Raw genomic sequence first — 19,188 nt, 5'->3', positions numbered from 1 at the left:
CAAATATCGACGAATTTCTTATAGACTTCTTTTAGCGCCGTGTCAATTTTTGCTTTCGCCACCGGACGGACCGGTCACCGTAAGCCTGGCTGAGGCAGGAGATTCAATGGCGGATTTGGCGCCTAAACCGGTCGGGCGCAGCTGCTGAAAAAACGCGCCATGCCGGGAACCATTTTGGCACCCGTGCATTTTGGGTATCGTCAGCAGTTCACGAGAGCAATCTCAGGAAGGCTGACACAAAGGACGCCTCCCGTGCAATAAAACGCGCGAGGGGCGTTCTTTTATGGTGAGCGGCGATCGTTGCTTTGCCGCCGGCGGGCCGGACCGGGCTCCGGCCCTGTCCCCCCTCGTCACCTCCGCGGACCCGGAACCGAAAACCCAGCCGCCCGTTTCCCAAATTAATCCCAGGAGATGCGGCCCATGGTGAACAAGGATCAGGTTGCGGGCATGGCCAAGCAGGTCAAAGGTTCGGTGAAGAAAGCCGCCGGCAAGGCCACAGGCAACCGGCGCATCCAGGCTGAAGGCTCGGCCGACAAGATCGCCGGCAAATTGCAGAAGGCCTATGGCGACGTGAAGGACAGGGTCAGGAAGGCGCTCTGATCCGTGCGCGGCCGTTTCGACAGCGATGAGGAAGGCGGCTTGGCCTCCTGTTTGCCTTAGTTGATGTCGTTAGAAGCTCAGGCTCTTCGAGAAAGCGTTGGTGAAGGCGACCTCGCCATGGTCGCCAACAGCTTCGCCAAGCACCACGTCCATGCCGTCGCTGGTCACCCGCGCCAGCGCGAAGCCGCCCATATAGGCAGCCTTGGGCTTGAACAAATCGAGCCCGTCGCTGCGGTAGATCATCGGTGTCTCATGCTGGTGGCCATGGAAAATGCCGATGACATTGTAACCCTTCAGTGCTGCCAGCAGCGCCTGCCGGTCCGCCGCGCTCCACCAATGCGGCGCTCCAGTGCCGTCATCGTCGAAGGTACTTTTGGCGGCATCCCACCGTTCGATCGAAAAAACATCCCAACCGTAGTGCTGGAACAGGATGACCGGGCGGCCGTCCGCCGCGTGGGCCGCCAGATCCTGCTTCAGCCATGGCAGGCCGGATGCCGCGCCGTGGCCGGTGTCGCCGGCAAAACGGTGTGTCTGCACGAGATGCAGGCCGCCCCAGTCCCATGAATAGCAGTCCGTGTCGACATCGTAATCGGTCACCGGCACCGGCGGCTTGAAGAACACGCCGGAGCGGTGATTGACCTCGACGTAGTCACGCATTTCGCGGCGGTACCAGTCGACGTGCTGCGGCGGACCGTTCTGGTCGAGATCGTGGTTGCCGAGCCCGACATAGACCGGCACATGCACGCGATCGGGGCCGACACCCTCCTGGTAACGCTGGCTGAACTGAAGGAGCTGCGTGCCTTCGCTTGGCTGGGTGACCTGGCCGCCGCCGTCGTCGGTCATATCGCCGCCGACGACGAGGCCGAGCGGCGTGCCGATGCGGCTGCCGGCCGAGCGTAGGCCGGTGGCGATGCCGTTGATTTCGGCCGGCCACTCCTTTTCGCCAAGGCCGTTCAACGCGGCAACACTGCGCAGCAAGGCGGCGTCGGTTTTGCCTTCCTGCTGGCAATTGGGACTCAGCCCGCTGGCCATGCGGCAGGCATGGACATCGGCGACGAACAGGAAGGTGGCGTCGACAGGCTGCCGGGTCTGACCAAGCGCTGGTCGCGCAAGGGCGCCGGCCGCGGCAAGCCCCGCCGCTTGCGCCAGGAAGCTGCGCCGGGAGAGTGATCCTGCCGAGATGGAATTCATGGCGCGAAGTTCAGCACAGCCAGCGCCTCTTCGTCCAGTTGCCCCGAACGGAATGTCGACACGGTGCCGCAGGTCTGGCATTCCTTTCGGTGTCTGAACTCAACTTTCACGGGCAGAGGAGGACGCTATGAAGACTATATCCATCGGCACGACACTCACCATCCTGGCGAGCGCCGCTCATGGTGCGGAGTGCATCGACGCCAAGGCAGCCAAAGCCGGCTTTATTCTCGAAAGGCCCGGCATCCACAGCGAGTTTGGCCGGCGGCGGGTGGAATGGTGTCGGTTGCCAACAGATACGAGTCTCAATCGCCGCAGACGCAGTTTCTGTTCGGCGGTCTGATCGAGGTGTTTCGCGACAGCGAAACCGGTCAGCTTGCCGTGATCCCGTTTTCCGATCTCAGAAAGCTGTTTCCGCTCAAGGCCGGGGCGAAAAGCAAGACCGTGTTCGTCCGTCTCGCACCCAACAAACAACCGAAGGGTACCGAGACGCTCGAGATCGACGTCAAGGGCAAGGAGACGTTCAGCCTGGGCGACTGCAAATACAACGTGCTCACCGTCAGGCAGACGATCAAGAATGAGGCCGGCAAGACACAGGATGAATTCACCGCGCTCTACGCCCCCGACCTGCAGGCCGTTCTGGCCAGGCGCTATGACGAGGGCACCAGCGGCGAAAGCGTGGTCGGCTACGAGACGATCAAGCCATTGGCGGAGTAGTCCCCTTAGCCTTCCCACCCCTCCCGTCCGGCAGGCCAGAGGGGCCTGCCGACATCAAAGGGTTCCGGAGCGCAGCAGCACCCGGCGACGTCGCTTCGCTCTTGCCGGGACAGCACCCGGCTCCAGCGCCATCAGGCAATCGCGCAGCACAGCAGAATCCTGCTCCGTCTTGGCCATCGACATGGCGCCGGAATAGGTGGCGACCGCTAGTGCTGCGAAGCGCTGCGGGTCGATGCCCTGCTCCCTGCCCGCCTGCTGATCGGCCCTGATCTTATCGGCAATCGCCGCGCGCCATGCCGAAAAGATGCCGGCAAGGGCAGTGCGAAAATCCGGATCGGCGAGCGACAGTTCATGCGCCAGATTGTTGAGCGGACAGCCGCGCACGAAACCCTGCTGTTCCAGTTCCGCCGCCACGGTGTCGAACACCTTGCGTATACCCTCGCGCGCCGAGCCTGCCGCCTGCACAGGCGCGATCCATGTTTCTTCCACGGCCGCCGCCACCCGCTCCTCGACCACCGCCAGCGCCAGCGCCTTCTTGGTCGGGAAATGATGGTGCAGCGCGCCGCCGGTGACATCAGCCGCCGCCATCAGGTCGCCGATGCTGGAAGCGTGGTAGCCGCGCGCCTGAAAGGAGGCTTCGGCGACATCGAGCACGCGTTTGCGCAGGCCTTCCGGGTCGTTGGTGCGTTTCCCGGGCAACGCCTTTGGGCGAGTGGTCATCTCTGCTGACATGTCCTAGAGATAGCAGATTGACAAAACAGGACAACCAGTCTGTTTATAAAACAGGATGATTACCCTGTTTTGGAGATTGCATGATGAGCCTGCCCCTAGATGCCCCGTCGAAGTCCGGCCTCGACGCCTCGCCGGTCGTCGAGCTCAGGCAATACACGCTGAAACCCGGCCAGCGCGATGCGCTGATCGGCGTCTTCGATAATCACCTGATCGAGGGGCAGGAAGCGGCAGGGATGACCATCATCGGCCAGTTCCGCGATCTCGACCGGCCTGACATGTTCGTCTGGCTGCGCGGCTTCGACGGCATGGAAGCGAGGAAAAATGCACTGGCTGCGTTCTACGAGGGGCCCGTGTGGGCCGCCTGGCGCGATGCTGCCAACGCCACCATGATTGACTCCGACGACGTGCTGTTGCTGAAACCCGCATGGCCGGGCGCGGGCTTCGACCTGACGGGCTCGCAACGAGCGGCTTTTCAGGATCACGAAAAGCCGAGCAGAAACAATCGTTTGTCTGGTATCGTTGTCATCAAGATTCATCATTTGCGGCCTGATGCCGAAGCCGACTTCGCCAGCCGCTTCGAAACCGACGCCATTCCTGTCTTGGCGGCACTTGGCGCGCGGCCGCTTGCTGCTTTCGTCACCGAGCATGCCGAAAACAGCTTCCCCCGCCTGCCGGTGCGCTTAGGTGAAAACGTTTTTATCAGTGCCGCGGGCTTCGACGGTACGGACGCCCATGCAAGCTTTGAAGCGGCGCTTGCCGGTTCTCCGGAGTGGCAGGCATTGCAGCAGAAGGTCCAGACATGTCTGGCGGGATCGACCGAGACCTTGCGCCTATCTCCGACCTCACGATCGTTGCTTGTTGGGTAAGAGGCGCTTTTCAAACCGATTTGCATTCTTATCGTTCGCAATCTTCGCTTGAAGGCTTTTGTGCAACGCGATAGGCCGTTTGCAAAATTGCGAACCGGAGAGACATGTGAGCGCGCCAGAGACCAGAACCGAAACCGACACGTTCGGTCCCATCGAGGTCACCGCCGACCGCTACTGGGGCGCGCAGGCGCAGCGTTCCCTAGGTAATTTCAAGATCGGCTGGGAAAAGCAGCCGGCGTCGATCGTTCGCGCGCTCGGTATCGTCAAGCGCGCGGCGGCCGAAGTCAATATGGAGCTGAAGCGGCTTGACCCGGCTATCGGCAAGGCGATCATCGACGCCTCCCAGGAAGTCATCGAGGGCAAGCTCAACGATCATTTCCCGCTGGTCGTCTGGCAGACCGGCTCGGGCACACAGTCCAACATGAATGCCAACGAGGTGATCTCCAATCGGGCGATCGAGCTGCTGGGCGGCGTGCTGGGGTCGAAGAAGCCAGTACACCCCAACGACCACGTCAATATGAGCCAGTCGTCGAACGATACCTATCCAACGGCCATGCACATCGCCTGCGCGGAGCGCATCGTGCACGACCTGCTGCCGGCGCTGAAACATTTGCATGCGGCGCTCGAAGCCAAGACCAAAGCTTTCGCCCACATCATCAAGATCGGCCGCACGCATACGCAAGACGCGACGCCCCTCACCCTTGGCCAGGAATTCTCAGGCTATGCAGCGCAGGTCGCCTCGTCGATCAAGCGCATCGAGATGACGCTGCCCGGCCTGCAGGAACTGGCACAGGGCGGCACCGCCGTCGGCACCGGCCTCAATGCGCCGGTCGGCTTTGCCGAAAAGGTGGCGGCGCGCATCGCTGACATCACCGGCATCGGCTTCGTCACCGCGCCGAACAAGTTCGAGGCGCTGGCGGCCCATGATTCCATGGTGTTCTCGCACGGTGCCATCAATGCCTGCGCCGGCGCCCTGTTCAAGATTGCCAACGACATTCGTCTGCTCGGCTCCGGCCCGCGCTCCGGCCTTGGTGAACTGTCGCTGCCGGAAAACGAACCCGGTTCGTCGATCATGCCGGGCAAGGTCAACCCCACCCAATGCGAGGCGTTGACGCAGGTCTGCATCCAGGTGTTCGGCAACAATGCGGCTGTGACCTTCGCCGGCAGTCAGGGCCATTTCGAGCTCAACGTCTACAACCCGCTGATGGCCTATAATTTCCTGCAGTCGGTGCAGCTGCTCGCCGACGCCTCCATCTCGTTTACCGACAATTGCGTCGTCGGCATCGAGGCGCGGGAAGACAACATCAAGGCTGCCCTCGAGCGTTCGCTGATGCTGGTGACGGCATTGGCGCCGACCATCGGCTACGACAACGCCGCCAAGATCGCCAAAACCGCGCACAAGAAGGGTACGACCTTGCGCGAGGAAGCGCTGGCCACCGGGCTGGTTACCGAAGCCGACTACGACCGCTTGGTGCGGCCGGAGGACATGACACGTCCCGGATGATTTTCGCGTTGATCGCAAAAACGTTACTGCTGTGAACGATCTGTAACCAAATCCGCATCTTTGGTGAACAGTTGACCTGCTCTATCTCAACGGCACTACAACCCCTTCCGGAGAGAGCCACCATGTCCACCAACACGTCCGTTGCCGGTTCCGGCACCGTTTCCAACGCCTCGGCCACCATCCTGCTTGGCCGCGTCCTGCTTTCAGTCATCTTCGTGCTTTCCGGTTTCGGCAAGCTTACTGCGATCGCCGGCACCGCCGGCTACTTCGGCAGCATGGGCCTGCCGATGCCGACCGTAACGGCTGTTGTCGTCGGCCTGCTCGAGCTGCTCGGCGGCCTTGCTATACTGATCGGTTTCCAAACCCGGGTCGTTGCCTGGGTGCTGGCGGTCTTCACAGTCGCTACCGGGCTGGTCGCCCACACCGGCTGGGCCGATCAGATGCAGATGATCAGCTTCATGAAGAACCTGGCGATTGCCGGCGGGTTCCTCGTGCTGGCTTCCTCGGGAGCCGGCGCCTATTCGGTCGACGCCAAGCGCGGCTGACGCAAGCTAAATAGCTGTTGCAGCAAGGGGCGCGGAATTTTCCGTGCCCCTTTTTCGTTGTCGGTTTATGCCCGTCGATCTGCTGGCCGGAACTTTGCTAGGATCGGCCCTCGGCAAAGGCCAATCGGTCGCCAAGATCGGAGCTGACGATGCCCCGCAATGCGCTGCTTCTGCTTTCCCGTCTTCTGCTCGCCGCCCTGTTCGTTCCGTCCGGCTTCCACGCGCTTAGCGACGTTGCCGGCACATCGGGCTATTTTGCCGGCCTCGGCCTGCCGCTGCCGACACTTGTGGCCTGGGCGACGGGCCTGTTCGAGCTGATCGCCGGACTGCTCATCCTCGTCGGCCTCAACACCTCAATCGTAGCGCTCCTTCTTGCCGCCTTTTGCTTTGCGGCAGGCTTCATCGGCCATTTTGGCCAGGGCGGCGACGATCCGACGCTGACCTTCATGCATTCACAGATGCTGATGAAGGACATCGCCCTATCAGGCGGTTTTCTGGCGCTGGCGATGGCAGGTGCAGGTGCCTATTCGATCGACGGCAGGGCACTTAAAGCGCGTCGCGTCTGAAGGGATTAATGCGACGCGCTTTAAGCTGTTGTTTTTTAGGCATGTCGTTACCACAAACCGCTGCACACTTTTGGGCGAGATGCATTAGGATCGGCCCTGAAACGACTTGACCGACACAAGCTACTTGACTGAGCCGGACTACTTGCCTGGCATATTGGGGCCGCCCTCGACTGCCAACACCAGCCGGCGATTGGTGACCCTCGCCAGTTGCGCCAAGCGCCCGGCCGGCCGCTCACCGTAAAGATCGGACAAAGAGGCCGGCAACACCAGCGCCAGCACACCATTGCCACGGCTCTGCCATTTCAGCCGCGGCATGACGCCCGGCATCGCCGCCGTCAGCACGTAGACGACGCGCATCACCGCGGCCAGTGCGCGGGCGCGCTCGAGGTAGCGCGGCGTCGCCAAACCCCGGATTTCCGGAGCGGCTTCGTTGAACAAGCCTTCGTGACGAAACAGATTGACAAGCGCCAGGAAGGCGCGCCCGGGGTGGTCGACGCCGATGAAGGAGGCATGAGCGATGATGTTGAGCGACTGCTTGCCGCGATATTCGGGATGTGCGCGCCAGCCGATGTCGGCAAGCAGACAGGCGGCCTGGCGATAGCGCCTCTCATCGTCGGTTTCGTCGATACCAAAGGCGGCAAAGGCCTTGCCCGTCCACTCGACAAGCTCATGCGCGTGGGCGACCGAGCGCGAGCGCAGCCGGGCGAGTTCCTCCGAGGCCGAGATCAGCGGATCCGCCTTCTGCTCGGCTTCGTCGAGCAGCGAATAGAGAAAGCCCTCGCGCACGCCCAGCGCCGAGACGATGATCTTGGACGGCTGCATCGCCGCCATGATCTCCTGAAGCACGATGGCGCCATAAGGCAGCAGCGAGCGGCGATTCTTCGACACGCCCTCGATACCCCTCACCTTCTCGATCTCACCCTTGGCCACCTGCTTAAGGAAGTTGGCAGCGCTGTCGATGCCGATCTCGTAGTGGTGCATGACTGCCAGCGGATAGTTGGTCATTTCCATGTGCAGCCGGGCGAGGTTTCGCCAGGTGCCGCCGACCGCGTAGAATGGCCTGCCCCGCCCGCCGCCCAGGAGCTTTGCTTTCGCGAGTTCGTCGCGCGCTATCTTTCCCGCCTGGGCCAGTGAGCTCTTCGCCATGTCCTGCAGCCGCAGGCCGCCCAGCGGCAGCGTGATGCCGTCGCCGATCGTCTCGCCGTCGACGTCGACCAGTTCGAGGCTGCCGCCGCCGAGGTCGCCGGCGATGCCGTAGGCCGGATGGAAGCCGGAAATGACGCCAAGCGCGGAATAATGAGCTTCCTGGCGTCCGCTCAGCACCTGGACCTCGGTCTTGAGCACATCTTCGGCGCGGTGGATGAAATCGGGGCCGTTGATCGCCTCGCGGGCGGCGGCGGTCGCCAGCACATACATATGCTCGGCGCCGGCCTGCTCGGACAGCGCGCGGAAACGGCGAAACTCGTCCATCGAGCGGGTCACCGCCTCGGGGTCGAGCTTTCCGGTCGAAACGATGCCGCGACCCAGGCCAGCCAGCATCTTTTCGTTGAACAGCGTGGTCGGCGAGCGCGACAACCCTTCATAGACGACAAGACGGATCGAGTTCGACCCGATATCGATGATGGACAGCGGTCGGCGGTCCTGAAGCCGGCCCTGGGACGCTGAAATCATCAGCCGGACGCTGCGCCGTTTTTCTTGCGGCGCTTGAACTGCGCGATACGCTTGGGCGCATGCGATTTCAGCGCATCGCCCCGTCCGGAAAGGCTCGGATTGGTCATGAAGTATTCCTGCGCGTTGAACGGTTCCTCGCCCTCCTCAAGCACGGCGCGCCGGGAGGTTCCGTCAGCCAATACGTCGAAACTTTGCTGGTTGTCCATGATGTTGCCCAGCATGATCTGGCCGAGAACCTGTTCATGCACAGTTGGATTGGTGATCGGCACCATGGTCTCGACGCGGCGATCGAGATTGCGCGGCATCAAATCGGCCGACGAGATGTAGACGACCGCCCCGTCCGACGGCAGTCCATGGCCGTTGCCGAAACAGTAGATGCGGCTGTGTTCGAGGAAGCGGCCGACGATCGACTTGACCCTTATGTTCTCCGACAGACCCGGCACCTGAGGCCTCAGGCAGCAGATGCCGCGCACGACGAGATCGATCTCGACGCCGGCGCGGCTGGCGTCATAGAGCGCGTCGATGATGATCGGGTCGACCAGTGAATTCATCTTCATCCAGATGCGGGCCGGCCTGCCCTCCAGCGCATGGGCGATCTCGTCCGAAATGTGCTTGAGGATGCGCTTGCGCAGCGTGAAGGGCGAGATGGCCAGCCGCATCTCCTCGGCCGGCTCGGCGTAGCCGGTGATGAAGTTGAACAGCTGGGCGACATCGCGGGCGATCGTCGGATCGGTGGTGAAGAACGACAGGTCGGTGTAGATGCGCGCGGTGACCGGGTGGTAATTGCCGGTGCCGAGATGCACGTAGTTGCGCAGCTTGCCGTCCTCGCGCCGCACCACCAGCGACATTTTCGCATGGGTCTTCAGTTCGAGGAAGCCGAACACGACCTGAACGCCGGCGCGCTCGAGGTCGCGCGCCCAGCGGATGTTGGCTTCCTCATCGAAACGCGCCTTGAGCTCGACCAGCGCCGTAACCGATTTGCCAGCCTCTGCGGCGTCGACCAAAGCGCGCACGATCGGGCTGTCGTTCGAGGTGCGATAGAGCGTCTGCTTGATCGCCACCACTTCCGGATCGGCCATCGCCTGGCGCAGGAACTGCACCACCACGTCGAAAGATTCGTAGGGGTGATGGACGATAATGTCCTTCTCGCGAATGGCGGCGAAACAGTCACCGCCGTGCTCGCGGATACGTTCGGGAAAGCGCGGATTATAGGGCCTGAATTTGAGATCGTCGCGGGCGATGGCGACGATCTCTGAAATCTGGCTGAGTGCCAGCGGACCGGTAAGCACGCTGATGCGGCTCGAAGAAACGCCAAGTTCGCCGGCGACGAAGTCGCGCAGTTCGGCCGGCATCAGCTTGTCGAATTCGATGCGGATGACCGAGCCGCGGCGGCGGCGCTTCAGCGCCGTCTCGAACAGGCGCACGAGATCCTCGGACTCCTCCTCGACCTCGATGTCACTGTCGCGGATGATGCGGAACGTGCCGGAGCCCTTGACTTCATAACCGGGGAAAAGCTTGCCGATATAGAGGCCGACCGCCTCTTCCAGCGGAATGAAGCGGATATGGTGCTTGCGGTCGGGCAAGCGGATGAAGCGCTTCAGCGCCACCGGCAGACGCAACAGCGCACTCATCTCCTCGCCATTTCTGCGATGGCGCAGCTGCAGGGCCATCGAGAAGCCGAGATTGGGAATGAACGGGAACGGATGCGCCGGATCGATCGATAGCGGCGTCAGCACCGGAAACACCTGCTCCTGGAAATGATCCTCGAGCCAGGTCTTCTCATCCTTGGTCAGCGCATCGCGGCTGATGCTCTCGATGCCTTCCTTGTCAAGCAGCAGCATCAGCGCGGAAAGGCTTTTCTGCTGATCTTCCTGCAGACGCTCGACCTCGCGCAGCAACTGTTCCAGCTGCTGTTCGGGGGTGCGGCCGTCCGGGCTCTTCAGCGTGATGCCTTCGCGGACCTGGCCGGCGAGACCGGCGACGCGGACCATGAAGAACTCGTCGAGATTGGCGGCCGAAATCGACAGGAAGCGGACACGCTCGAGCAGCGGATGATTGGCGTTCAGCGATTCCTCGAGGACGCGGCGGTTGAATTGCAGCCAGGAAAACTCGCGGTTGACGAAGCGGTCCGGGTTGCCGCCCTCTGGGCTCGCCACCTCCACGGTGGTGAATTCGCTCTGCACCGGCTTTAGTTCGTTCATGGTTCCTGCTCGTTTCGCACCCGCTGGCCACAGCGTCGCGCGTCTTTCCTGACGCGCAAAGGACGTTCTACCGCTCTTAAGCCAGGCATGATCCCAGCGAAACCGGATTCGATTTTCGGGGCCATGCCTTAATCGGCTTAGCTTATCCTGTGACAGGCTTTTACGACAGTTTGATTTCATCGATCTTGCAAAGAGACCGGTTATGATCCAGATGCAATCCAGGCTACAGCGCGGTGCGTTCTTGGACGCGCAAGTGCCGCCGTGGAATTTTGATTTTACGCATGATCCGGGTCATGCGGCAGATGTAGGAGACGACGATGGCAGGCGGTTCCATTCCCCATTTCCAGAACGATGCGGGCTATGCTGCGATCGACATCGGCGTCAAGGAATTCATGTGCACCGGCGCAAACCCGCCTTTCGACCATCCGCATGTGTTTCTCGACATGGGCGACGACAATGAAAAAGTCTGTCCCTATTGCTCGACGCTTTTTCGCTATTCGCCAAAGCTGACGGCAACGGAAACGCAGCCTGCGGGATGTCTCTATATCGATCAGGCCGCCTGACGCGCGCGCCATCCCCATGGACGACACGCGGTCCCGGCAGGTCGTCATCGCCGGAGCCGGCGTTGCCGGACTGACTGCAGCGCTGGCATTTTCCGAGCGCGGCTATCTGGTGCGGCTGTTCGAACAGGCGCCGCGCCTCGAAGCGGCCGGCGCCGGCATCCAGCTCTCGCCCAACGCGACGCGCATCCTTCGCCAGTTCGGCGTGCTCGAGCGGCTGCGGCCGGCGGCGGTGCGGCCGGAGGCGGTCGTGCTCAAGGACGCCGCCACGCTGCGCGAACTGGCGCGGGTGCCGCTTGGCGAAGCAGCCGAAAGGCGCTGGCAGACACCCTATCTCGTCGCCCACCGGGCTGATCTGCAAGACGCGCTGATGGCGCGCCTTGCCGAGCAGCCTGATATCAGCCTCGTCACCGGCGCGCGTGTCGGCGGCATTGCCGCGGGACCGCGCCATACCACGGCAACAGTCGAGATTGCCGGCAAGACCGTCGAAGCCGACGGCTTTCTGCTGATCGGCGCCGATGGCGTCTGGTCGGCGGTCCGCACTTTTGGCGGGTTTGCGGCCAGAAGCCGGTTTTCGGGCGAGCTTGCCTGGCGCGCTACGATCAGCGCAGACAGTGCCGCGGGCGAAGCTTTTGCGGCGTTCGGCGCCGCCGATTGCGTGACCACCTTCCTGCATCCCGGCTTCCACCTCGTCGCCTATCCGGTCAGCAACGGTGCGGCGTTCAACCTGGCTGCCTTCACCAGGGGCGAGATCATCACTGAGGGCTGGTCAGGTCGCGCCGATCCCGAAATCCTCGCCGGCGCCATGCGTGGCACGGCGGCAGCACTGGCCCGGCTTGTCGAGGATGCCGGCCCGTGGACCGCATGGCCGATCCATACGGTCGACCAGGCCCAGCCATGGACGACGCCCGCCGGCATCGCGCTGATCGGCGATGCAGCGCATGCGATGACGCCCTTTGCGGCGCAGGGCGCGGCGATGGCGATCGAGGATGCCGCAACCCTTGCCGGCTTTGTCGCCGCCTCGCCCGCCGATCCCTGGGGCGCGCTTGCTGCCTGGGAAAAAACGCGGCGTCCACGCATCGCCAAGGTCGCCCGCCGTGGCGCGCTCAACCGCTTCGCCTGGCATGCCTCGGGGCCGGTGGCCGTCGCGCGCAACCTGTTCCTGAAGCTGCGCTCGCCGGAAAAGCTCGCGGCCGATCTTGACTGGCTCTATGGCTGGCGGCCGCCGGAAATCGGCGGCCAATAGCGCCAGCATCAATTGTAAATCCGCATCGATAGGTCCAGCGAGGCCGGCAGCGGGTTCCACCAGCCTGTCCGCAGGCCGGCAATGCGCAGGGCAGCCGCGGTCCAGGTGTTGCAGCCGACCAGCGCATTGAAATGGCCGTTGGCTTCGTAGAAGCGGTCGAAGCTGGAATAGGCAGCATTCTCGATCGGCATTGGGCCGTTCGGCCCTTGCTGGAAACTCGCGGCGATGAAGTCGAGCACTGCTGCAAAACGCTCCTCGCCGATATCGAAGCCGGCGATGTCAGGATGCGGCTCGACAATGTCGCCGGCGACATCGACATGCATGACCGAAGCGTCAAGGGTCAGCGCCTTCATCACCGGCACGGCCTTGAGTTCCGACCAGGTCGGCGTCTCCAGATAAAAAGCGCGGCCTCCCCAGCCAAAGACGATGTAGCGGACTTCAGCCATGTCGGCCGGGATGCCGCCATCGACCAGGAAATTGAAGCGCCGGCGCACATCGTCATCGACTGGGATGGCAATATCGGTGTGGATCGGATTTTTCAGCACCAGGATGCGACGGGTGGCGGCGGGATCGGCGGCGGCCGCCGGCAAGAGCGGCCGTGGAATGAACGTGCCCAGCATCACGGCGAGCACGATTGCCACCACCAGAATGGCGAGGAAACGCCCAAACCTTTTCATGAGGGACAGCTTCTTCATGAGCCCCAGCCTTGCAGCCGGGGCGCGACCGCCGGCTGACAACTCAGACGCAGAAGAGCCCGGCCGGGTTTCGGCCGGGCTCTTCTGATTTGCACGAGAGCGATCAGTGCAGGATCTGCGACAGGAACAGTTTCGTGCGCTCGTGGCGCGGATGGTCGAAGAACTCGGCCGGCGTGTTCTGCTCGACGATCTGGCCCTGGTCCATGAAGATCACCCGGTTGGCGACCTTGCGCGCAAAACCCATCTCGTGGGTGACGCAGAGCATGGTCATGCCCTCTTCGGCAAGGCCGACCATCGTCTCCAGCACTTCCTTGATCATTTCCGGATCGAGCGCCGAGGTCGGCTCATCGAACAGCATGATACGCGGGTTCATGCACAGCGAGCGGGCGATGGCCACGCGCTGCTGCTGGCCGCCGGAAAGCTGGCCGGGATATTTGTTGGCCTGTTCCGGGATTTTGACGCGCGTGAGGAAGTGCATGGCGATTTCCTCGGCCTGCTTCTTCGGAGTCTTGCGTACCCAGATCGGCGCCAGCGTGCAGTTTTCCAGGATGGTCAAATGCGGGAACAGGTTGAAGTGCTGGAACACCATGCCGACCTCGCGGCGCACTTCGTCGATCTTCTTCAGATCGTTGGTCAATTCCTTGCCGTCGACGATAATCTTGCCCTTCTGGTGCTCCTCCAGGCGGTTGATGCAGCGGATCATCGTCGATTTTCCGGAGCCCGACGGGCCGCAGATGACGATGCGCTCCCCGCGCATCACCTTCAGGTTGATGTCCTTCAGCACATGGAATTCGCCGTACCATTTATGCATGGCGATGATGTCGATGGCGACATCGGTGGTGGAAACCTGCATCTTGGCGGCATTGACCTTGATCTCTTCCGCGCTGACCGCATTTTCTGTGGACATGGAGGGTTCCCTTTTTTGTTCTTAGCGTTTGTAGCTGGTGTCGAGCCGACGTTCCGTGAACATCGAATAGCGTGACATGCCGAAACAGAACAGCCAAAAGACGAAGGCGGCGAACACCAGGCCGGACCTGGCCGTCTGCGCCGTCGCCCAATTGGCGTCGGAGAAATTCTGTTTGACGATGCCGAGCAGGTCGAACATCGAGATGATGATGACCAGGCTGGTGTCCTTGAACATGCCGATGAAAGTGTTGACGATGCCCGGAATGACCAGCTTCAGCGCCTGCGGCAGCACGATCAGGCCCATCTTCTGCCAGTAGCCGAGGCCGAGCGAATCGGCGCCTTCGTACTGACCTTTGGGGATCGCCTGCAGACCGCCGCGTATCACTTCTGCCATGTAGGCGGCCGCAAACAGCGATACGCCGATCAGTGCCCTGAGGAATTTGTCGAAGCTGACACCGGCCGGCAGGAACAGTGGCAGCATGACGCTTGCAAAGAACAGCACGGTGATCAGCGGGATGCCGCGCACCGTCTCGATGAAGACCACGCACAGCGTCTTGATGATCGGCATCTTCGAGCGCCGGCCGAGCGCCAGCACGATGCCGACCGGCAGCGACACGGCAATGCCGACGAAGGACAGGCTGAGCGTCACCAGCAGTCCGCCCCACAGCGAGGTTTCGACATGCGGCAGGCCGAACATGCCCCCGACCAGCAGGATGAAGGCAACGACCGGCAGCGCGCCAAAGAGAAGAATGGCGTTCAGTCCCTTGCGCGGCACCTTCGGGATGAGCAGCGGCACCAGAAGCGCCACAAACAGGATGGCGACCAGGATCGGCCGCCAGCGCTCCTCCAAGGGATAGCGGCCGAGCATGAACTGGCCGAACTTGGCGTTGACGAAAGCCCAGCAGGCGCCGGACCAGCCGTCCGGCTGGATGCCGCCTTGTGCCACCGTGGCGCAGACCGTGCGGTTCGGTCCCGTCCACTGGGCGTTGATGAAGGCCCAGTTGATCACTTGCGGCAGGAGCATCGCCACCAGCACGATGCCGATGATGGTCAGGATTGTGTCGCCGGTCGACGCGATCAGGTTCTTGCGGATCCAGGCGCCCAGACCACGCTCGCTTGGCGGCGCCGGCTGCGCCTGCACCATTTCGGCGCGGACGAAGGAAAGGTCGTGTTCCTGCATGGCCCTACCTCTCCACCAGCGCCATCCTGGCATTGACCACGTTCATGACCGCCGAGGTCAGCAAGCTGAGCGCCAGATAGACGGCCATCATGATCACCACGCCCTCGACCGCCTGGCCGGTCTGGTTCAGCACCGTTCCGGCGATCGCGGTCAGGTCCGGATAGCCGATGGCGATGGCCAGCGAGGAGTTCTTGGTCAGGTTGAGATATTGGCTGGTCAGCGGCGGAATGACGATGCGCATGGCTTGCGGAATGACGACAAGCCGCAGGATCGATCCCGGCCGCAGCCCGAGCGCACCGGCCGCCTCGGTCTGGCCCTTGCTGACACCCCTGATGCCGGCGCGCACGATCTCGGCGATGAAGGCGGCCGTATAGCAGGAAAGCGCCAGATAAAGCGACAGGAACTCCGGCCTGACCTGAAAGCCGCCGGTCAGATTGAACGTCGATTGCTTTGGATAATCGAAGCTCAACGGGAAGCCGCTCAGCGCATAGGCCAGCAACGGCAGGCCGACGATCAGCGCCATGGATGTCCAGAACACCGGGAATTGCTGGCCGGTCGCCATCTGCCGCTGTCGTGCCTTGCGGGCGACGAACCACGCCATGGCGATGCCGAGAAGCAAAGCAACCAGGATCAGCCAGGAGCCATCGCCCCACATCGCGCGCGGAAAATAGAAGCCGCGTTGGTTGAGAAAGGAGCCGAACGGCAAATGGATGCTCTCGCGCGGCGCCGGCAGCACGGCAAGCACGCCGGAATACCAGAAGAAGATGACCAGCAGCGGCGGGATGTTGCGGAACACCTCGACATAGACCGTGCAGATCTTCCTGATCAGCCAGTTGTTCGAAAGCCTGCCGATGCCGATGATAAAGCCGATAATGGTCGCGGTGATAATGCCGACGACGGCAACGATCACCGTGTTGATGAAGCCGACCAAAATGGCGCGGCCATAGGTCGAATCCGACGAGTAAGCGATCGCGCTCTCGCTGATGTCGAAGCCGGCGCGGCCACTGAGGAAGCCGAAGCCGGATGCGATGCGCAGGCGCGTCAGATTGGCAATGACGTTGTGGGCGATCCACCAGACCAACGCCGCCAGCACGATGATAACCAGCGCCTGGAAGACGATGCCGCGGACCTTCGGATCGTTAATGAAGGAACCGCGGCTTGGCTCCTCGCGAAGAATTTCCTGCGATGCCATTTCGACCATCCCTGGAAAGAGAAACCGGAAGGCAGGAAGCTGCCTTCCGGATCACATCTCGATCAGCGGATCGGCGGAGCGTATTGCAGGCCGCCCTTGGTCCACAGCGCATTGATGCCGCGGGCGATCTTGAGCGGGCTGCCCGAACCGACATTGCGCTCGAACATTTCGCCGTAATTGCCGACGGCCTTGACGATGTTGACGACCCAGTCGTTGGAGACGCCGAGATCGGTGCCGATCTTGGTATCGGCCTCCTCGCCGAGCACGCGCTTGATCTCGGGATTGTCCGAGCTCTTCATCTCATCGACATTGGCCTTGGTGATGCCGAGTTCTTCGGCCTGCAGCAGCGCGAAGTAGGTCCACTTGACGATGTGGTACCATTGGTCGTCGCCCTGACGCACGGCCGGTCCGAGCGGTTCTTTGGAGATGATCTCGGGCAGCACGACGTGGTCGGCCGGCGCGCCCAGCGTCAGCCTGATGCCGTAGAGGCCCGACTGGTCGGTGGTGTAGACGTCACAGCGGCCGGCGTCATAGGCGGCGTTGACCTCTTCCAGCTTTTCGAAGACGACCGGGTTATATTCCATCTTGTTCGACTTGAAATAGTCGGCAAGGTTGAGCTCGGTCGTGGTGCCGCTCTGCACGCAGACCGCCGCGCCCGAAAGCTGCAGCGCGGAATTCACGCCCGGCAGCTTCTTGGCATTGATCATGAAACCCTGGCCGTCATAGTAGGTGACGCCAATGAAATTCAGGCCAAGTGCCGTGTCGCGGTTGATGGTCCAGGTGGTGTTGCGCGACAGGATGTCGATCTCGCCGGACTGCAGCGCGGTAAACCGCTCCTTGGCGCTGAGTGGCGTGAACTTGACTTTGCTGCCATCACCGAAGACGGCCGCCGCGACAGCGCGGCAGAAATCCGCATCGATGCCTTGCCAATCACCCTTGTCGTCCGGTGCCGAGAAGCCGGCCAGACCGGTCGAGACGCCGCATTGGATGAAGCCCTTCGCCTTGACGTCGTCGAGCGTGGCCGCCGACGCGGCCGAAGCCGCCAATCCAAGCACGGCGGCGCCCAGAACGCCGATTGCAATGTGTTTCATAACCCACAGACCCTTTTCTGTTTTTTCAGGCGAACCTGACTTTTTTTCCCGTGTGAACGCAGCTTCCGGTTCCGGCCCATTCCCGGAACCCCGCATCGCAACCGACGCGCTGCCTCCCATTCACGAACCGCATCGAAGGCGATTATTCCTGTGAGGTCAAGGAAAATGACCGAAACCGAAAGAGTTCGAAAACCAATTGCCGGAAATGCTCGAATTGCAGACGAACACGCCTGGAAATTAGTCAATGGTGCGAACGAAGCCGGCAGGTCCGGTCGGTGCAAAATCGGGGTTGGACCTCGAAACCGCCTTCGGGAGGCTGCGTTTTGCCGAGTCGTCATGGGGTCAATTGGCACACCCAAAGTCCGCCGGCTGGCGGATGGCGAACGGTTGCGCGGCCAATGCCACCGCACTATGGCTAGCGCTTCACCAGGGGCGAAGCGCAATGACAAAAGACAGCAACGAATTGGGCATCAACACACGGCTTGCCCACTCGGGCAACAATCCGCGCGACTATTTCGGCTTCGTCAATCCGCCGGTCGTGCATGCCTCGACCGTGCTCTATCCCAACGCGGCGACGATGGCGGGCCGCGGCCAGAAATACACCTACGGCACGCGCGGCACGCCGACCACCGACGCCCTTGCAAGCGCCATCGATGGGCTGGAAGGCTCGGCCGGGACGATCATAGTGCCGTCCGGTCTGGCGGCGGTGACGGTGCCGCTGCTGGCGTTCCTTTCGGCGGGCGACCATGTTCTGATCGTCGATTCCGTCTATCATCCGACCCGCAATTTCGCCGACACGATGCTGAAGCGCCTGGGCATCGACGTCGAGTATTACGATCCGCATGCCGGTGCCGGTATAGCGGCGCTGATCAAGTCCAACACCAGGGTCGTGTTCACCGAATCGCCGGCCTCCAACACCTTCGAAGTTCAGGACGTACCGGCCATCGCCAGCGCGGCACACGCAGCCGGCGCGACCGTCATGATGGACAACACCTGGGCGACGCCGCTCTACTTCCGTCCGCTCGACCACGGCGTCGATATCTCGATCCATGCGGCGACGAAATATCCGGCGGGCCATTCCGACGTGCTGCTTGGCACCGTCTCCGCCAATACAGCCTGCTGGAAACAGCTTTGCGAGACCTTCTATACGATGGGCTGCTGCGCCGGACCGGACGATGTCTACCAGGTGCTGCGCGGCCTGCGCACGATGGGCGTGCGCCTCGACCAGCATCAGCGCAGCGCACTTGATATCGCCGGTTGGCTGGAGGGCCAACCGGGCGTGGCGCGCGTGCTGCATCCCGCCCTCCCCAGCCATCCCGACCATGATCTCTGGAAGCGCGACTTTTGCGGCTCGAGCGGCATTTTCTCGATCGTCCTCAAGGGCGGCGGCCAAAAACAGCAGCATGCCTTCCTCGACGCGCTTGAGATTTTCGGCCTCGGCTATTCCTGGGGCGGCTATGAGAGCCTTGCGGTGCCGGTCTTCCTCGGCGACCGCGTCGTCGCCAAGGGCCCTTACGAAGGTCCGCTTGTCCGCCTGCAGATCGGGCTTGAGGATATCGATGACCTCAAGGCCGACCTTGCACGCGGCCTCGCTGCGGCGGCGGGTTGAGCGACGGCAGCGAGCCTCCAAAACCGATTCAGAAAACGCGCTCAACCTCTTGAAAAGAGTTAGCCGGATCACGCTGCGTAGCTGCTCCGGCTGGCGGCCCGGAACCTCGCCTGGTCTAC

The 19,188-nt window shown here is 62.4% G+C and carries 18 protein-coding genes; 9 read left to right on the top strand and 9 right to left on the bottom strand.

Annotated elements, in window-relative coordinates; genetic code table 11:
* Window positions 1-411 precede the first annotated feature (411 nt).
* Entirely contained in the window at window positions 412-600 is a 189-nt protein-coding gene (locus NKH73_RS14490; protein ID WP_352932508.1) for a CsbD family protein, read from the top strand.
* Window positions 601-669: 69 nt separating this feature from the next.
* Here the strand turns inward: NKH73_RS14490 and NKH73_RS14485 are convergent, their stop codons facing one another.
* Window positions 670-1,791: a metallophosphoesterase gene (locus tag NKH73_RS14485; protein ID WP_352932506.1), complete on the bottom strand. Its 1,122-nt coding sequence runs from the start codon at window positions 1,789-1,791 to the stop codon at window positions 670-672.
* Window positions 1,792-2,064: 273 nt separating this feature from the next.
* Here NKH73_RS14485 and NKH73_RS14480 point away from each other — a divergent pair, with 273 nt between their 5' ends.
* A complete protein-coding gene (locus NKH73_RS14480; protein WP_352932503.1) occupies window positions 2,065-2,505 on the top strand; it encodes a hypothetical protein in 441 nt (146 codons plus the stop codon).
* 54 nt (window positions 2,506-2,559) lie between these two features.
* On the opposite strand, the gene NKH73_RS14475 is transcribed toward NKH73_RS14480, so the two are convergent.
* A complete protein-coding gene (locus NKH73_RS14475; RefSeq protein ID WP_352932501.1) occupies window positions 2,560-3,225 on the bottom strand; it encodes a TetR/AcrR family transcriptional regulator in 666 nt (221 codons plus the stop codon).
* A gap of 95 nt (window positions 3,226-3,320) precedes the next feature.
* Between NKH73_RS14475 and NKH73_RS14470 the strand changes: the two genes are divergently transcribed.
* The 4 genes from NKH73_RS14470 to NKH73_RS14455 all read left to right on the top strand — a co-directional run bounded on the left by NKH73_RS14470 (window position 3,321) and on the right by NKH73_RS14455 (window position 6,718).
* Entirely contained in the window at window positions 3,321-4,103 is a 783-nt protein-coding gene (locus tag NKH73_RS14470) for an NIPSNAP family protein (RefSeq protein ID WP_352932499.1), read from the top strand.
* Between the two features lie 106 nt (window positions 4,104-4,209).
* Entirely contained in the window at window positions 4,210-5,607 is a 1,398-nt protein-coding gene (fumC, locus tag NKH73_RS14465; RefSeq protein ID WP_352932498.1) for a class II fumarate hydratase, read from the top strand.
* Between the two features lie 122 nt (window positions 5,608-5,729).
* Window positions 5,730-6,152: a DoxX family protein gene (locus NKH73_RS14460; RefSeq protein WP_352932495.1), complete on the top strand. Its 423-nt coding sequence runs from the start codon at window positions 5,730-5,732 to the stop codon at window positions 6,150-6,152.
* A gap of 149 nt (window positions 6,153-6,301) precedes the next feature.
* On the top strand, window positions 6,302-6,718 hold the full coding sequence (locus NKH73_RS14455) for a DoxX family protein (protein ID WP_352932493.1): 417 nt from the start codon (window positions 6,302-6,304) through the stop codon (window positions 6,716-6,718).
* Window positions 6,719-6,856: 138 nt separating this feature from the next.
* Here NKH73_RS14455 and ppx read toward each other — a convergent pair whose 3' ends face one another.
* Complete coding sequence (gene ppx, locus NKH73_RS14450; protein ID WP_352932491.1) at window positions 6,857-8,389, bottom strand: exopolyphosphatase; 1,533 nt, start codon at window positions 8,387-8,389, stop codon at window positions 6,857-6,859.
* Window positions 8,389-10,590 (bottom strand): RNA degradosome polyphosphate kinase, encoded by a 2,202-nt coding sequence (locus NKH73_RS14445; RefSeq protein WP_352932489.1) that lies wholly within the window; start codon window positions 10,588-10,590, stop codon window positions 8,389-8,391. Before NKH73_RS14445 ends, ppx begins: the two co-directional genes overlap by 1 nt.
* A gap of 317 nt (window positions 10,591-10,907) precedes the next feature.
* Between NKH73_RS14445 and NKH73_RS14440 the strand changes: the two genes are divergently transcribed.
* On the top strand, window positions 10,908-11,153 hold the full coding sequence (locus tag NKH73_RS14440) for a zinc-finger domain-containing protein (protein WP_352932487.1): 246 nt from the start codon (window positions 10,908-10,910) through the stop codon (window positions 11,151-11,153).
* A gap of 16 nt (window positions 11,154-11,169) precedes the next feature.
* Window positions 11,170-12,396 carry an FAD-dependent monooxygenase gene (locus tag NKH73_RS14435; protein ID WP_352932485.1) on the top strand — a complete coding sequence of 409 codons (1,227 nt, stop codon included), beginning with the start codon at window positions 11,170-11,172 and terminating at the stop codon, window positions 12,394-12,396.
* Window positions 12,397-12,404: 8 nt separating this feature from the next.
* Here NKH73_RS14435 and NKH73_RS14430 read toward each other — a convergent pair whose 3' ends face one another.
* From NKH73_RS14430 to NKH73_RS14410, 5 genes are all read right to left on the bottom strand, one after another.
* Window positions 12,405-13,073, bottom strand: a complete 669-nt coding sequence (locus tag NKH73_RS14430; RefSeq protein WP_352932483.1) for a TIGR02117 family protein — start codon at window positions 13,071-13,073, stop codon at window positions 12,405-12,407.
* Between the two features lie 121 nt (window positions 13,074-13,194).
* Window positions 13,195-13,998, bottom strand: a complete 804-nt coding sequence (locus NKH73_RS14425) for an amino acid ABC transporter ATP-binding protein (protein ID WP_352932481.1) — start codon at window positions 13,996-13,998, stop codon at window positions 13,195-13,197.
* Window positions 13,999-14,019: 21 nt separating this feature from the next.
* Window positions 14,020-15,177, bottom strand: coding sequence for an amino acid ABC transporter permease (locus tag NKH73_RS14420; RefSeq protein ID WP_352932479.1), 1,158 nt, complete (start codon window positions 15,175-15,177; stop codon window positions 14,020-14,022).
* Between the two features lie 4 nt (window positions 15,178-15,181).
* Window positions 15,182-16,369, bottom strand: coding sequence for an amino acid ABC transporter permease (locus tag NKH73_RS14415; protein WP_352932477.1), 1,188 nt, complete (start codon window positions 16,367-16,369; stop codon window positions 15,182-15,184).
* A gap of 62 nt (window positions 16,370-16,431) precedes the next feature.
* The gene (locus tag NKH73_RS14410; protein ID WP_352932475.1) at window positions 16,432-17,460 is read right to left on the bottom strand and encodes an amino acid ABC transporter substrate-binding protein; all 1,029 of its coding nucleotides are present in this window, start codon (window positions 17,458-17,460) and stop codon (window positions 16,432-16,434) included.
* A 442-nt stretch (window positions 17,461-17,902) separates the two neighbouring features.
* On the opposite strand from NKH73_RS14410, the gene NKH73_RS14405 reads away from it, so the two are divergent.
* On the top strand, window positions 17,903-19,069 hold the full coding sequence (locus NKH73_RS14405) for a cystathionine beta-lyase (RefSeq protein WP_352932473.1): 1,167 nt from the start codon (window positions 17,903-17,905) through the stop codon (window positions 19,067-19,069).
* Window positions 19,070-19,188: the final 119 nt, after the last annotated feature.

The sequence above is a fragment of the Mesorhizobium sp. M0938 genome (genome assembly GCF_040319125.1).
Taxonomy (GTDB): domain Bacteria; phylum Pseudomonadota; class Alphaproteobacteria; order Rhizobiales; family Rhizobiaceae; genus Mesorhizobium; species Mesorhizobium robiniae.
This window is presented reverse-complemented; position numbering and strand designations above follow the sequence as displayed.